The following is a 14,599-nucleotide window of genomic DNA, read 5'->3' as shown; positions in this document are numbered from 1 at the left end:
TAATTAAAAATATTTTTTAATAACTTCAGTAAATATATCTTCTAAAACTTCAACAGATATGCTATTTCCAGCTGTAAAAATCATTTTATTTTCGTGAACTAAACCAGTTTGACGAACCTTTAATGCATCAATTTTTTCGAATCCCATATATAAATATGCTTCTTCTGAATTCATTAAAACTAATTTATCTTCTTCTAATAAAAATTTCAGTCTTGCATTTGCGCCAGAAGCAGTCAATGTAGGGTCTTTGTGATCTATTTTATAAATGTAAGATTCACTATTGAAATTAGTGTACCCTAATAATCTAGACTTATTGATTTTGTTTTTAGTTAATGTAAATGGTGTCTTTTTGTATAAATTTAATAATTTTGTCAGATCAATATGAACAGCATTTTCATCAATGATTTGATTAAGCATTAAGTTTTTTTCATTCTTTTGAATGAATTCAAAATCTTCACCATCTAAAATAGAAACCATAAAAACTCTTTCTCTATTTTGGGCTGAACCTGAATCAACTTCATTTAAAACTTTTCAATAACTTTTATAACCCAATGTTTCCAATGCATTTATTCATTTGAGAAAATCGTTTTTAAATTTAGATGAAACCAATGCTTTAACATTTTCTAATAATAAGACCTTAGGTAATCTATCTAAATTATTTTTAAGAATTCTTTCAATTTCATACAATAACCCTGATCTTGTATTTTCGTTAATTCCTCTTTGTTTGCCTTGTTGTGATAAATCTTGACAAGGGAATGAATAAGTAAAAATATCTATATTCTTAGGTAAAGTATTATAAGCAGTAATGTCCGTGCCGCTCTCTCTCTCTCTCTCTTAAGCCATATCTTTCACTCATATAGTCATTATCAACATATGAATAAAGATAAGAGAATAAATTTCTTAATTTATTTTCTGACATTCTCATAAAGTATTTTTTATTAACTGGTTTTTTGGAGTCGGCAGAAAAAAGATACTTGTTTAATTTATCAAGCATTTCTTCTTTAGACAACTTATTTTCTGCTTCTAATATACCATAATGAACACTTAAATAGGATACAATGGCATCGATATAAAAATCACATGTCCCTAGTGATCTAACTGAAAAATTCAATTTCTTAGATATATTTTTTAATGCTTTATATTGCGAACCTATTCCTGCAAACATTTCGAATAATGTAATTTCTTTTTTCATGATTTTTTTATTTTAACGGAATTAGAGAAGCATGATTAATAAGTTCAAATATTTTTTTAATTGAATTAAGAAAATCTATTTTTTATATTATAATATTTTAGATTATTGGGGCAGTACTCAAGAGGCTGAAGAGGCGGTCCTGCTAAGACTGTAGTGGTGGCAACACCAGCGGAGGTTCGAATCCTCTCTGCTCCGCCAATTGTTAACAAATCACTCTTTGAGTGTTTTTTTATGCACTTTTTTACTACTTTGTTCATTTTTGAAGAAATTTACTAAATATATGTATGAAAAAGATTAGTTGATTCAATATATTATTAGTAATTATTTGTTTAAGTTCAGGTGTTTTCATAAGTGTTGTTAAATTTACAGAAATAAAACAAACAAAGAAAATAGATGATCAACTAAATAAACAAAAGAAAATTTATAAATATACAGTAGCTGGTAATGTATTATTTCCTGCTACATTTGAATCAGACAAGCCTTTAACATACAGAGATGTTTTTAATAAAGTAAAACTTAAAACAAGTTCAGATATAAGCAGTTACAACTTAGATGATTTAGCAACTACATCTAGTGTCATTAATGTCGGTTTAAGAAAATACAAAATAAAATGAGAAGAAATCAAAGATGTTGAGACTTTAAAATGATTAGGTCTAAACTCAAGAGTTGCAAAGTTAATTTATAAACATCGCGAAAAGAATGAAAGTTTACACTCATGACGAGAATTGCTAGATATAAAAGGAATTTCTACTCGTACTATAGAATACTTACAAACGGTTATAGAATTAACTTAAGATGATTTAATTTCTTTTTAATTTTATCTGTATTTTGTTTACTCTTAGTCACTTCTGATTTGATTTTATTAGTATATTTAATTCCACTCTTTATTTTTTCCATTATTTTAAAAAGAAATGACTTCGTAATCTTGTTAGCAATATTATTAGCATTTTTGATATTTTTTAATCTTAAACATATTATCATAAATGCATAATTCTACAGTAACAAAGGCGTCTCCGAAACTTACACAGTGATTGATATGTCGGATAAAGCTCTTTATGTTGAGGATAAATTTATGAACAAATTCATACTCAGCAGGTCTGAATTAAAATCTACTAAAGATCAAATAACTATCTATTCAAAAATATTTATTTGAGGAACATTGAAGGAAGTTAAAGAAAAATCAAATTACTGTTTAAACTGGGACACCAAAAATGGACAGAAGGTTTAATTAGACATAATAACACCTCAATGTTGTTGGGGTGTTTTTCAATCTAATTTTGATTGAATTCTTTCATTATTGTATCAAAAAATAAACTCATTAATTATTTTGCTAAGATCATCAAAAGTTATCTGGGTTATATCAATTAATTTTAAACATTCAGACTTTAAAATGGAAAAGAAATATTCTGCTTCTCTGTTGTCTAGAGAGTTGCCAACTCTCCCCATTGAAACAATGCCATTATTTTTAGATATTGTTTGCAAATAATCTTTAGATGAATATTGGAAACCATGGTCTGAATGTGCTATTCATTGTTTGTTCAATTTTATTTTTGACATGTGTTTCATAACTAAATCTAAATCATTTATTTTTGACAAATTGTAATTTACAATAAATTTACTTTTGTGGTCAATGGCAATTGACAAAAAACAAAATTGTTTTCACAATCTTTTGGTGCTGTAATATATGTAACATCTGTTGCGATTATTTGGTTGGTTTTTCCGCTGTAATCACGTTTTACAAGGTCTACAAATTTAACATTTGTGTTTTTTCTTTCTCTATCTTTTTTCTTTCTTCTAATTAAACAATATAATTGCAATCTATTCATAATTCTGCCAATAGTCCTATAATTAAGCAAAATCTGATATTTTTGTTTGATGTAATTTTCTAATCTTTTTCTTCCAAATATACATTTATTCTTTTTAAAAGCTTCTAATATTAATTCATCATTTTTATGATCAATTTTTTTGGTTTTAGATTTTTGCTCTTTGCTTTTTCAATTATGAATTGTTGATTTTGATCTGTTAAATATAATCGCTAATTTTCTAGTTGAAACAGAAGTTTTTTTGATTTTAGATATATCAACATCAAAGTTATTCCTATCGAATGAATCTTTAAAAATTTCCAAAATTTCAATCAATTGTTCTTTTGGCATTTTTTCTCATTCTTTTTAACAATATCCATTGGTGTAATTTTTAATTTTTTAGGTCTCCCAGATCCTTTGCCTTTTTTAGGAGATTTACCTGTTTGTGATATTAGATTTGTCATTCCTAAATTATATCTTTTATATTTCTCTAAAAAATTCCTCTTCGAATATATAAATTTTTTGTCAAAAAAGCTAACACTTCTTATCGCTCGATATTTAATTTCAAAATCATTTTTTGACATTAAACTCTTCTTATAATCATCATAGTCTGAAAAAAGTTCTAGTCATTGTTCTTGTTTTAGTTGTTTCATAATAACTCCTTAATATAAAAAACACAAAATACGGTTTTGTCCATATTTTGTGTCCCAGTTTAGTTAGCTAATGAAATTGATTTTTTAATTAAACCTAACAAAGTTGTTGTTGTTAATAATTGATTCAATTTAAGACATATGTTTTATAATCATTTTCTAAACAAAAATAAAGCATATTCTGATTTTATTTTACCATTAATTTTTGGTATAAACACATCTACAAATAACGAAACATTAACTACCTTAAAAGAAATGGGAGTAGTTCATTTAATGATTGTTAGCGGTCTACATCTAGGTACTATTTACATATTCGTTAGAATGATATTTTCAAAATTTGATAAATATGGAATTTTACAAATTCTTATACTTACTATTTATTTTCTATTTTGCAAAAAATCAGTGTCAATCATAAGAACTTATTTATTTATACTTATCATTCATTTTTGAAAAATATTTAAAAAAGATCAAGAATTGAATGTCGGTTGTCCAATATTCATAATAGCATTTTTATTCTTATCTTTTAGACCTTATAGTGTCATGAATTTAGGTTATTGACTATTGTTATGTTAAATGTAGATTTGGATAAATTTTGAAAACCTAAAAAATGAAAACAAAAAGCAGCAAACTTTTTTGGAGGTTATTTCGTTCCCTGATTCATTTCTATATCCATAATTAGTGCATATATAAGAGAAATTAGTTTAATATCTTATGTTTACTCAATTATTTTGACACCAATATTTCAGTTTTTAATTATTTTCTTTACCTTAACTTTACCAATAACTTTTATAGCAATTCCATTTGCTGAATTAGCACAATCTTTCATCCAGCTATTATCAAAAGCAAATGTCACATATAAGTTTTATTATCAATTTTGATACTACATAATTTATCCATTTATATACATTTATATTTCCAGATTAATGTTCTTAAAAATGAAAAGATTAGAGAAAGTTAGTTCATCTGACTTTATAAAACATAGGATAGCTGAACTTGAATTAAGAATGGAGAAATTAGAATATGCAAATAAGTTCAAATAATAAAAATAGAGGGATGTTTTTAGAAAAAATAATCAACAACACTATAACTTATTTATGACAAGAGAAAATTGCATTCATCGAGAAAAAGTGCACTCCTCTTGATATAAAAAATATTCAATCAAAAACTAAAAATAATGTCTTGGGTTCATTTAGAATTAAGAAATCAACAGTGGATTATATAGGTATGTATAATGGTCAATTTATTTGTTTTGAAGTCAAGAGTACAAATGATAATTCACTCACTAAAAAATTATTTAAGAAACATCAAATCGAATATTTAACCCTTATACATAGCAATAAAGGAATTTCTTTTGCTATTGTATACTTTTCATTATATGATGAGTTCTACAAAATAACTGTTCCAGAATTATTGCAATATTTTCAAAATAAAAGTAGTGTCAAATATGAAGAAATAAAAAGAAATTCTAAAAAGTTATTTTTAGAATTTCCTGGATATTTAACATTTTTAAATTAAGCTTTAAAATCGATTAATTCACGTAAGTATTTTGAAGGTGTATATTTAACAACACGTCTTTGTGGAACCACAATAAAATCAGCATCATTTTCTGATTTTTTGAATTTATTTACCATTTTTCTTTGTGGTTTAACTGTTGTTGAAAAAATTCCTAAATGTGATAATCTAACTTTATCTTCCATGATTAATTGTTCTTTAAGAACGAAAACCATAGCATCGAAAACTCTTTCAACATCTCTTGGTGTCATTTCAGCACGATCTGCAACTTCTAAAATGTATTCTTTTTTAGTCATTTCAATGTCTCCTTTTAAAAGTTTGTAATAACAATATTATAATACAAAAAAACTTTTTTCCACAATTTTTAGGGATAAAAGTAATTATTTTTGTTTGATTGTAGGTTTAACTTTTGTTAAAGCGATTTTATCATAATCTTTGAAGCCGAGTCCGTAATACATAGCACCTGCAATTTTGTTACTGAAAAACAAAACAGGTGTTTTTTCTATGTATAGTATCCTTTCGCAAATGTTCGTTACACAATCCTTTGCATAGCCTTTCTTTCTTGCTTCAGGAATTGTGAAAACACCTCCTATCATAACTGCATCTTTTGATTGACAATTAATTGATGCATGTGATAAAACTTTCTCATTTTCATTTTTTAGTACATATCCTCAATATGCACCTTTTTTAAATGATCTTTTTAAATGTTTAATATCAAGCGTATGTGATGATAGTCCTACAAATTCAGGAATTAATTTTCTACTTTCAATGATATTTTTAAGATCTGAAATTTTAATCATTGTTGATTTTAAATTGGTTGGTCTCTTAAAATCTTTTTTATTCAAAGTTAAAACATATTGATAAGTGGGGACAATATTATTTCCAATAATTACTGATAATACATTATTTAATTCGTTATAAAGTTCTTTTTGATAGACAAAGTTCTTGATATTATATTTTTTAATAATATTCTCTAAATCTTCGTATTTACCTCTTAATTTTCTTCCGAAAATTAACAATGTATCATGGAATCTATAAAAAATTAAAACAGGTCTTTTATTTACATAATCAATGTAACTATCAATATTTTCGCCTTCTAGACCAAATGTTTCAATATCTGCAATTAACATCATATTAAGGTATTTATCTTGTGTATAAAGGAATTCTAAAATTCTATCTTTATAGTCATTAGTTAGCTTTAACATTTTTCTCATATTTTAATTATACTCTTTTGTAATAAAAATAACCAGTATATGCTGGTTAAATAAATCAATTTCTCTTTGTGATTGTTCTCTCACTAATATAGTTTTTATAGTATGCATTGTTGAAAGCAATACCTAAGAACATAAAGTAAACAATTCAGTTTATAAAGAATGCAATCGTAAGGAAGAACCCTACAGGTCCCCCATATTTGTCATAGTTAATGTGTTGATTAATTGTTTTAAACAATAATACTAATAAAACAATTGGAGTGGTTGATAAGATAGCTCCTTTATAAACAGATTTAATGGTTAACTTAAATGATGGAATAAGTTTGAATAAACCAACTAACATTCCAAACACAAAAACAAATGAAATTAATATATAAACAAACGTATTTAATCAAATCGTTCCATTATATTTTTCTGTTATTTTTGTTTCAATGATGATATCGACTGTTGAGAAAAATCAGAATAATATTGATACAAATAAAACTAAGAATAATCCTTTTATTTTATTGCCTCAATATGAACCAATTTTGTTATGTTTGTAAATGTAGTTATTTGCTGAAATTAACTTTCCATATCCTGTGCTTGATATATATAGTGATGATAAAAATAGAAAAATGTTAGGTAGCAATGCTTGTAAATTGAATGCAGATGTGCCTTGATCTTTCATTTGAATGCTTTGCAAGTAGTTTTGCGACCCAGGAATGAATCTTGACATAATAATTGTTATGAAGTTATCTTGGAAATTACTTCCAACTAGATTGTTATAGCCCGGAATAAAACCGAAAAATATGTTTAACAAGAAAACTACGTATATTACAGGGACAAATGATATTAATAAGTAAAATGCAGTAGACAATCAAATAAAGTTATATTCACTACTTGTGAATTTACTATATACATTATCCACAACTTTTAAACGTTTTCTATGATCTGATTCATTTCTAACTCAAATCAGTATGCTTGCGAAAAATCTAATCAAACATTTCTTGATTATAAACTCATAAATCTTTAAGAAAAATGTAAATCTTTCAGGAAAAATTAAGTTTTGATGAAAGGTTTTTTTAGTTTTTTTAGTTACATTTTTAAGCTTTATTAACTTATTATAATCAGTATTTGTATTAGTTTTTTTGTTTAATAAACTCATTGATTTTTTCTAAAACAATATCATTTGACAACTGTGGATTAACTTGTCCATTAGTTTCTTTCATTAATGCACCGAGTATAAATTTAATAACTCTTTCAGGTCTACTTTCATATTCATCTAACATTGAAATATTATTTTTAATAATTGTGTCTATATAACTTACAATAATATTTTTATCTGTTATTTGTTTTAATTTGTACGCATCCAATAAGTCATTTATGTCACCTTTATAGCTTGGTAATAGTGTTATAAGTTTTTTAAGTGACTTACTTGAAATAACTTCTTGATCTAATAATTGTAAACTTTGAACTAAATATTCAGGTTTAATATCAAGATCAATAACGTGTTTATTTTGTGCATTTGCTAATGAAACTACTTCTGAGAAGAAAATTTTTGATAAAGGTTCTTTATTATCATAATTAATAGAGTCAAAGTAATTAGCTAATGGTATATCATCAATTAAACTGTTAATGTAAATATCTGCAATATTTTCATCTTTATATCTTTTTACTTTTTGGTTTGGAAGCTCATTTAATTTAATATTATCAATAAATGATTGAGATAACTTAATGATTGGGATGTTTGGATCTGCAAAATATTTGTAATCAACAGAACCTGTTTTAGTTCTCATAACCACGTTTGTGTTGGTTTGATCATCAAAACGTTTTGTTTGTTGTAATATTTCTTCACCTTTAAGAAGTTTTTCTTTTTGAATTTTAATTTCATTATCAATTGCTTTTTTGATGTTAGAAATTGAGTTCATATTTTTTATTTCAACTTTTGTACCAAATTTATCTACACCATAAGGTTTAAGCGAAATATTAATATCGGCTCTTAAGGTTCCATGTTCTAACTTACCTTCAGAAATATCTAAAAATTGCACAATTTTTCTAATCATATCAACATATAATGCAGCTTCTTCACTGCTTCTAATCACTGGATAAGTTACAATTTCAATTAAAGGGATTCCAGCTCTATTATAATCTAATTTTGTAACTAAATTATCGTGGTGTTGTCTTGCTGTATCCTCTTCAAGGTGAATTCTTTCTATACCAATTTGTTTTAATCCATCTGAAGTTTGAATTTCTACATAACCATTGCTTCCGATTGGTCTAAAAAACTGTGTAATTTGATAACCTTTTGGTAAATCTGGATAAAAGTAGTTTTTTCTATCAAAATGTAATTCATCATCAATTTGCATATTAAAAGCTTTTGCAAGTTTGATTCCATATTCAACTGCTCTTTTATTAACTTGAGGTAATGTTCCTGGGTAAGCTAAGTCAATTTGGTGTGCTTTTGTATTAGGTTCTGCATTAAAGTCAATTCCGGCTGGTGAAAACATTTTTGTTTTAGTTTTTAATTCAACGTGAATTTCAATTCCTATAATAGTTTCAAAATTATTCATTTAAATCTCCTATAAGTTCTTCAAAGTATTCTGCATAACCTAATAATTTTCCATCTGAATATAATTTTGTTTCAAGAGCTAAGTTATATGGCATATTTTCATATTCCCCTAATGGAATTGTTATTGATGGGTGACCTGATAAATTTGCACCAGTTAAAATAAAGTCCATAACACCATTTTTTGATTTATCTTCAAATAATGGAGCAATACCTACGTAAGCCGGAAAGATTAAAACATCACCATGTGTTTTCAAGTCCTCAAAGTATTTAGCAATAACTCTTCTAGCCTTTTGAGCTTTAATAAAAATTTCTTCTTGATTTTCTGAATATAAAAAGTAGCTTCCTAAACTTAACCTCTCTTGAACCATTTTTCCAAATTTTTGACTTCTTGTATTAAACATAACTTCTTCTCAAGAGTTTCCGTCAACCCTTGATCCAAAAGCTATTCCATTTAAGTTAGCTAAATTTGAACTAGCTTCAGAAAAAGAAATGATTTTATAAACAATAGAAATTGTGTTTAAAATATCAAAATTTGGTTGCACTAATTTGACTTCTATACCTTGCTCTCTTAATTTTTCGAGTAACTGGTTAAATCTTGAATTCACATAATCTTTTGTTAATGAACTAAAATCAAGAGCGACTACTGATTTTGGTTTTGTTTTAATTGCATTGTTTATTTGAATATCAACTGAAGTCATATCTTTGACATCTTTACCAAAAACAGCTTGTGCAGTAATGATTGCATCATTTACATTATGAGTAAAGTAAGCAACTGTATCTAATGATGAAGCATAAGCAAACATTCCATATCTACTAATTGCACCATATGATGGTTTAAATCCTACTAAACCATTGAATGAAGCAGGTAATCTAACACTATCTCCGGTATCTGAAGCTAAGGCAATGCCTATATTTTTTGTCATCGTTGCAGCTGAACCTGATGAAGAACCCCCAACATAACGTTTAGTATCTTTAGGGTTAACTATTAAACCATAAGTACTATGAGTTCCTGTACCTCCTAAAGCTAATTCATCATTATTAACCTTAGCAACCGGAATTGCACCATTTTTTAAAAGTCTTTCAACAACAGTAGCATTGTAATAAGGTTTGAAATTTTCTAAAATCTTACTTGAAGCTCTAGTAATTTTATCTTCTGTGGCAAAAACATCTTTGATAGTTAAAACGACACCATTGAGTAGATTGTTTGAATTTGAAAATTGTTCTGATTTTTTATATAAGCAGCTAACTGCATTATTGTTATCATTTTGAAGTTCATTGTATGCAGTTTCAAAATTACCTTTATTTAAAAATTCTCTACTCATTATTTAACCACCTTTGCAAGTAAAATAAAGTCACTATCTTTTTCTTTTGCATTATCTAAAATATTTTCTTTTGAAACTGAATAACTCATATCTTCAATGTCCTCACGTAAGAGTTCTAAAATAGGCTGCTCATTAATTCTTTCCATTGGTTTTACATTTAATAAATCAAGTTTGTCAAGAAGTTTAATTCCATCTTGAATATCTTTTCAAATTAACAAAATTTGTTCTTGAACATCTTTAGTAGGTTCAAACATTAATGATTTAACTATTTGGTTTAATTTTTCAATATCTAATTTTTCCATAATTAACCTTTCTTTCAATTAGGTAAGCAATATAACTCTAAATCATTTAAATAACTTAAATTATTCTTCATATTTTTATATTTAACATAATATGAATGTAACATTAATCTAGTTTCTTTTTTACCACCATACTTTTTGTCGCCGTAAATAGGAAAACCTAAATTTGATAAAGTCACACGAATTTGGTGCTTTCTGCCTGTTTTAATTTGTGCAATTTTTCGATTTTTTTCTGAATAAAATAAAGTTGTTGCTTGTTTAGCATCTCTTATATTACTTTTTGCAACTTTCATTTTTTTATTTGATTCATCTTTGTAAATTCAATTGTTAACTACAAAAGGTTTATGTTCAGAAAAGTTATCTAACTTAATATCACTGATGAAAATATATTTTTTAATGACGAATTCACTATTATCATTCAATTGTCTAGCGGTCTCATAAGTTTTAGCATAAGTGATAATCCCACTTGTTTCTTTATCCAAACGACCGACGTGCGTTGGTTTAAAACTATCGGTAGGTACATAGTTTAAATATGATAAAACTTGTTCGTCTAATGAATCATCTTCATCATGAACTGAAATTCCAGTCGCTTTATTTAAAACTAAAATATTTTCATCTTCATATAAAACTTTCAAATTAACTGGAGTTGATTTTTTAACTTTATATTCTTGTTGCAAATCAGATTCACTTAAACCATAAATAGTGATAGCATCATTCTCATTTACAATTTGATTTTTTTGAATTTTTCTTAATCCATTTATTTTAATTTCATTTTTCCTAAATAACTTTTCAACAAATCCTTTGCTTAAATTAGGAAAATATTTTTGAATAAGTTTTAAGATTGTTCTTCGTGAATCATTTAATGTTGCTTTTATTTCTATCATTTCTACCTACTTTATTAATGTAATTATATTTTTTTATTTTATTAAATAAAATAAAAAATGTAATATCAATACTTTTAGTTAAAACATATTTTTTATCCTCTAATAAAGTATTGAACAACTTCCAAAATAGATATTCAAATTTCTAAAAATATAGTCTCCATGACTTAAACGAAAGCTATATATTTTATGTAATTAAATATAATTTATATAAAGAATAAAAGAGACAAATAAAATTTAGAAAATTATTAATTTTATCAGGTGTTTTAGCACCTACTATGACTATCACAGAATTTTTTGTATCATGTTATTCAACAGAACCAGAAGATAAAATCACAGATAAAAAAGAACAGAATTTACTACAGTATTCCAATCAGTTTATTTTCGATTGCCTGATAATAGTGTTATAGACACATTACTTTCACAAACGGCAAGCAAAATTAAAGAAATCAAATCAATATGTGTGACTTGATTGAATAAGTTAAAATCTTCTCAATCGATTTCTAGAAAAGAAATTGAGGAGTTTTCTAAGAAAATCTATGAAACAAGCTTATCAGTTACTTCAGTTTTGTTTCCTTCGTAAAAATATTTTAATATGAAACGTGCAAAGAGTATGCTTTATTCGTTTTAGCCACTTTTATCAGAAAAATAAAAATTACTATCACTAAATTTGTGATAGTAATTTTGTATCTTGAATATAATTATTCCTCTCTTTGACTTCCGAATAAGTCAAAGTCTTCATTTTCGTCTTCTACACCTTCTACATAGTTAAACTCAGTCATTTTAGGTAAGTCTCTCATACTTGTTAATTTGAAGTGATCATAGAATTTGTTTGTCACTCCATATAGAACAGGGTTACCTGGCGTAGGAGAAATCCCAACTTCTTCAATAACACCTTTCATTAAAAGTGTATTAACAACTTGGTCAGATGCAACACCTCTAATTGATGCAATTTGACCTTTTGTAACTGGTTGTTTGTAAGCAATGATACCAGCAACTTCGATAGCAGCATTTGATAATCTTTGTTTTTTAACAACTGAAACCATTTTTGTAACATAATCTTTGAAAGTTTCTCTAGTTGCTAATTTGTAAACATCATTGAAGTTAACTACTTTAAGCGCTCTTTCTAAGTCGTTAAACTCTCTTAAGAAATCTTGCATTACTTTTTTAGCTTCAGCTAAAGTAGCTAGTGAAAAAATGTCTTTAACTTGTTCTAAGTTAAGACCATCATCTCCTTGAATGTATAATAGTGCTTCTAAAATTTTATTTTTCATCGTAAAGTTCTCCTCTAATAATTGAGATTTCTTCAAATTCTTTTTCTTGAATTATTTTTAAATATTGTTCTTTAGCTAAAACTAATACAGCAAGCAATGTAACAACAAAGTGTCCCATACTTGGTTGTGAAAAGATCATTTGGAAAGTTAATTTTTCATGTTTTCTAAGTAACTCTTTAATCATTCCATATTGATCAGATGGTGATAGTTTAAATGTTTCTAATTTTGCTGTTCTAAGTTTTTGAGCATAAACTCTTTCAAACATTTTTCTTAAAACAGCAATTAATTTAACCGGGTTAGAATGACCATCTAACCTAGTGTCATTGGTATCAATTATAAATTCATCAACATTTGATGGATCTTTGATGAAAATATCTTGTCTATCTAATTCATATGTTTTAAGAGCTTCTTTAACTGATTTAAATTGTTCATATTCAGCTAGCTGTCTCAAAATTTGTCTTTTATCTTCTTCAATTTCTTCAGGAATTTCTTGTCCTGGTTCTTGTATTGCCATAGCTGCTTTGATTTTAAGTAATGTAGCAGCCATAACTAAATAATCAGCAGCTAAATCAATGTCTTGCTCTTTTAATTGAGAAATAATTTCTAAATATCTATCTGCTATTTCTACTAAGTTAATTTCATTAATACTGATCTTTTTATCTTTAACTAATGCAAGTAATAAATCTAAAGGTCCATCAAAATTAAACTTTTCAACTTTAAAGCTATATTCTGAATCGTAATTTGTGTAATTAGTTTTCATCTTTTTCCTTCAATAATTCTGACTCAATTAAGCTTTTAACTCTTTCTGCTAATTTTGATGTTTCTTGATTCATAAATGTAGATGGTTTTAATGCTGGTAAAAATTTAACAGTAACTTGTTGTCTTTGCTTTTTGTGCACACTGTCAGAACCTAAAGAGTTGATTATTACAGTAGGAACAATTGACATATAATCCTTCTGCGCAACTCTAAATGCACCAGCTTTAAACTCACCTAAACCTTCACTTTTAACTCTTGTTCCCTCAGGGAAAATTACACCATATGTTTTTTGAACTTTAACAAATGCACCGAAATCGCCTAATGCATTTAAACTGTTTTTAATACTCTTTCTATCAATAAAAACAGTATCTAAAAGTGACAAAGTATCTTTAACTATTTTTTTCTTTTGTAGCTCGCTCTTAGCTAAAAAAGTAGGTATCATAGCTTTAGCGCCTTGTTCATATGATTGTTGTTCTGTAGCTTTCATTAAGATTAAAGAGTCAAAGTTTGACTTATGGTTAGCCACTAATAACACAGAACCATTTTGTGGCAGGTTTTCATATCCCTCAATTTTTACATCCACATTGTAAAGATTTAGCATTTTTTTAGAATGTTTGAGTAAGAAAGCATATCTTTCGATTAATTTACTTGTTTCAGGTGATTTTCTATATTTTCTAGCTTTTCATTTAATTAAAAAATATCTTAATAACCAAACTGGTGAAAATAAAATCATCTTGAAAATTACATTTACATTATATTTTTTCATTTTTCTCCTTAGAAATAGCGACGGAAATAACTAAATTATCAACATATGTAATAGAAATACAGAAGTTTTTAAATTCTCAAATATTGTTTTTTTTAACTAAATCAATATTACGAAAATCAATGTAGCTATTATCAATTTTGTAAATAGATTCTTTAATAGCTCATGCTCTAGCAAGAAATTTAGTTTTCAAATTTTGATCAGTTATTTGATTATACTCTGCTAATTCTTGCGTCGATAAAACTCTATTTATAAAAGATGTTTTTTTATTAATAAATCTATTAATATTAGTTGCATCCACACCTATTTTGAACATGTTTTATATTATATAAAATTATTTGATAAAAGGAGTATAAAATAGACTTTTTTACCTATGTAATAGGTGTAT

17 protein-coding genes, 1 tRNA gene and 1 pseudogene are annotated in these 14,599 nt (G+C 26.3%); 5 read left to right on the top strand and 14 right to left on the bottom strand.

The window, feature by feature from the left end:
* Nucleotides 1–3: 3 nt before the first annotated feature.
* Nucleotides 4–771, bottom strand: a complete 768-nt coding sequence (gene dcm, locus U5U50_RS01150) for a DNA (cytosine-5-)-methyltransferase (RefSeq protein ID WP_324673341.1) — start codon at nucleotides 769–771, stop codon at nucleotides 4–6.
* A gap of 22 nt (nucleotides 772–793) precedes the next feature.
* Nucleotides 794–1,192, bottom strand: coding sequence for a DNA (cytosine-5-)-methyltransferase N-terminal subunit (gene dcm_N / locus U5U50_RS01145; protein ID WP_324673124.1), 399 nt, complete (start codon nucleotides 1,190–1,192; stop codon nucleotides 794–796).
* 107 nt (nucleotides 1,193–1,299) lie between these two features.
* Between dcm_N and U5U50_RS01140 the strand changes: the two genes are divergently transcribed.
* A tRNA-Ser gene (locus U5U50_RS01140) sits at nucleotides 1,300–1,390 on the top strand.
* Between the two features lie 86 nt (nucleotides 1,391–1,476).
* Nucleotides 1,477–1,986, top strand: a complete 510-nt coding sequence (locus U5U50_RS01135; protein WP_324673122.1) for an MAG0490 family ComEA-like DNA-binding protein — start codon at nucleotides 1,477–1,479, stop codon at nucleotides 1,984–1,986.
* A 430-nt stretch (nucleotides 1,987–2,416) separates the two neighbouring features.
* Here the strand turns inward: U5U50_RS01135 and U5U50_RS01130 are convergent.
* Nucleotides 2,417–3,647, bottom strand: a pseudogene (locus U5U50_RS01130) (IS3 family transposase).
* Nucleotides 3,648–3,785: 138 nt separating this feature from the next.
* Here U5U50_RS01130 and U5U50_RS03235 point away from each other — a divergent pair.
* Genes U5U50_RS03235 through recU form a run of 3 tightly spaced genes read left to right on the top strand, consistent with a single transcriptional unit; the run spans nucleotide 3,786 to nucleotide 5,159 of the window.
* Nucleotides 3,786–4,217: a ComEC/Rec2 family competence protein gene (locus U5U50_RS03235; protein WP_416383402.1), complete on the top strand. Its 432-nt coding sequence runs from the start codon at nucleotides 3,786–3,788 to the stop codon at nucleotides 4,215–4,217.
* Nucleotides 4,211–4,684 carry a hypothetical protein gene (locus tag U5U50_RS01125; RefSeq protein ID WP_324673120.1) on the top strand — a complete coding sequence of 158 codons (474 nt, stop codon included), beginning with the start codon at nucleotides 4,211–4,213 and terminating at the stop codon, nucleotides 4,682–4,684. The genes U5U50_RS03235 and U5U50_RS01125 overlap by 7 nt, the downstream gene beginning before the upstream one ends.
* Nucleotides 4,665–5,159 (top strand): Holliday junction resolvase RecU, encoded by a 495-nt coding sequence (gene recU / locus U5U50_RS01120; RefSeq protein ID WP_324673118.1) that lies wholly within the window; start codon nucleotides 4,665–4,667, stop codon nucleotides 5,157–5,159. Before U5U50_RS01125 ends, recU begins: the two co-directional genes overlap by 20 nt.
* Here the strand turns inward: recU and U5U50_RS01115 are convergent.
* The 11 genes from U5U50_RS01115 to U5U50_RS01065 all read right to left on the bottom strand — a co-directional run bounded on the left by U5U50_RS01115 (nucleotide 5,156) and on the right by U5U50_RS01065 (nucleotide 14,527).
* Nucleotides 5,156–5,452 carry an HU family DNA-binding protein gene (locus U5U50_RS01115; RefSeq protein WP_257089537.1) on the bottom strand — a complete coding sequence of 99 codons (297 nt, stop codon included), beginning with the start codon at nucleotides 5,450–5,452 and terminating at the stop codon, nucleotides 5,156–5,158. The genes recU and U5U50_RS01115 overlap by 4 nt on opposite strands.
* Before the next feature lie 84 nt (nucleotides 5,453–5,536).
* Nucleotides 5,537–6,370 (bottom strand): GNAT family N-acetyltransferase, encoded by an 834-nt coding sequence (locus U5U50_RS01110; protein WP_324673115.1) that lies wholly within the window; start codon nucleotides 6,368–6,370, stop codon nucleotides 5,537–5,539.
* 46 nt (nucleotides 6,371–6,416) lie between these two features.
* Nucleotides 6,417–7,511, bottom strand: coding sequence for a YihY/virulence factor BrkB family protein (locus U5U50_RS01105; protein ID WP_324673113.1), 1,095 nt, complete (start codon nucleotides 7,509–7,511; stop codon nucleotides 6,417–6,419).
* Nucleotides 7,486–8,916 (bottom strand): Asp-tRNA(Asn)/Glu-tRNA(Gln) amidotransferase subunit GatB, encoded by a 1,431-nt coding sequence (gene gatB, locus U5U50_RS01100; RefSeq protein WP_324673111.1) that lies wholly within the window; start codon nucleotides 8,914–8,916, stop codon nucleotides 7,486–7,488. The genes U5U50_RS01105 and gatB overlap by 26 nt, the downstream gene beginning before the upstream one ends.
* Nucleotides 8,909–10,237, bottom strand: a complete 1,329-nt coding sequence (locus U5U50_RS01095) for an amidase family protein (protein ID WP_324673109.1) — start codon at nucleotides 10,235–10,237, stop codon at nucleotides 8,909–8,911. The genes gatB and U5U50_RS01095 overlap by 8 nt, the downstream gene beginning before the upstream one ends.
* Nucleotides 10,237–10,539 carry a glutamyl-tRNA amidotransferase gene (locus U5U50_RS01090; RefSeq protein ID WP_324673107.1) on the bottom strand — a complete coding sequence of 101 codons (303 nt, stop codon included), beginning with the start codon at nucleotides 10,537–10,539 and terminating at the stop codon, nucleotides 10,237–10,239. Before U5U50_RS01090 ends, U5U50_RS01095 begins: the two co-directional genes overlap by 1 nt.
* Before the next feature lie 2 nt (nucleotides 10,540–10,541).
* A complete protein-coding gene (locus U5U50_RS01085; protein ID WP_324673106.1) occupies nucleotides 10,542–11,420 on the bottom strand; it encodes an RluA family pseudouridine synthase in 879 nt (292 codons plus the stop codon).
* 698 nt (nucleotides 11,421–12,118) lie between these two features.
* Entirely contained in the window at nucleotides 12,119–12,691 is a 573-nt protein-coding gene (scpB, locus tag U5U50_RS01080; protein WP_257089513.1) for an SMC-Scp complex subunit ScpB, read from the bottom strand.
* The gene (locus tag U5U50_RS01075) at nucleotides 12,681–13,451 is read right to left on the bottom strand and encodes a segregation/condensation protein A (protein WP_324673103.1); all 771 of its coding nucleotides are present in this window, start codon (nucleotides 13,449–13,451) and stop codon (nucleotides 12,681–12,683) included. The genes scpB and U5U50_RS01075 overlap by 11 nt, the downstream gene beginning before the upstream one ends.
* A complete protein-coding gene (locus U5U50_RS01070) occupies nucleotides 13,441–14,214 on the bottom strand; it encodes a lysophospholipid acyltransferase family protein (RefSeq protein WP_324673101.1) in 774 nt (257 codons plus the stop codon). The genes U5U50_RS01075 and U5U50_RS01070 overlap by 11 nt, the downstream gene beginning before the upstream one ends.
* A complete protein-coding gene (locus U5U50_RS01065; protein ID WP_324673099.1) occupies nucleotides 14,201–14,527 on the bottom strand; it encodes a 4'-phosphopantetheinyl transferase superfamily protein in 327 nt (108 codons plus the stop codon). The genes U5U50_RS01070 and U5U50_RS01065 overlap by 14 nt, the downstream gene beginning before the upstream one ends.
* Nucleotides 14,528–14,599 lie beyond the last annotated feature (72 nt).

Source organism: Mycoplasma sp. 888 (assembly GCF_035609225.1).
Classification (GTDB): Bacteria; Bacillota_I; Bacilli_A; order Mycoplasmatales; family Metamycoplasmataceae; genus Mycoplasmopsis.
Note: the sequence above shows the minus strand (reverse complement) of the source record. Positions and strands in the feature narration are given on the sequence as shown.